The organism is candidate division KSB1 bacterium, assembly GCA_034505495.1.
Taxonomy (GTDB): domain Bacteria; phylum Zhuqueibacterota; class Zhuqueibacteria; order Residuimicrobiales; family Krinioviventaceae; genus Fontimicrobium_A.
Genome location: JAPDQV010000042.1, coordinates 1 through 326, shown reverse-complemented (window position 1 = coordinate 326; position 326 = coordinate 1). Strand labels below are relative to the sequence as shown.

The window sequence follows — 326 nt, the reverse complement described above, 5'->3', positions numbered from 1 at the left end:
CGGCGTTCACAACAAAATTCGTTTCTTGAAAAATGTTGCCGGACTGTGGATTCTTCAACAGTTAAAGGCAGGATGGGCAAAAACGGGAGAGGACCTTTCCTATGCGGATTTGGTCGCGCTTGCCGAACAAGCCGGTCCTGCCCAACAGCACATCGACCCTGACGACCCTCGTTTTGTCGCGCCGAAGGATATGGCCGCAGCGATTCTTGATTACTGCCGAAGCACGGATCAACCTGTACCAAGCGGAAAGGGCCAATTTGTGCGCTGTGTATTGGAAAGCCTGGCGCTCAAGTACAAGGAGGTCATTGCAAATCTGAACAGCCTGC

The 326-nt window shown here is 52.5% G+C and carries 1 protein-coding gene; it reads left to right on the top strand.

Annotated elements, in window-relative coordinates:
* Positions 1-326 (top strand): FGGY-family carbohydrate kinase (locus ONB24_13285; protein MDZ7317086.1); only part of this gene is annotated, 326 nt, incomplete at both ends.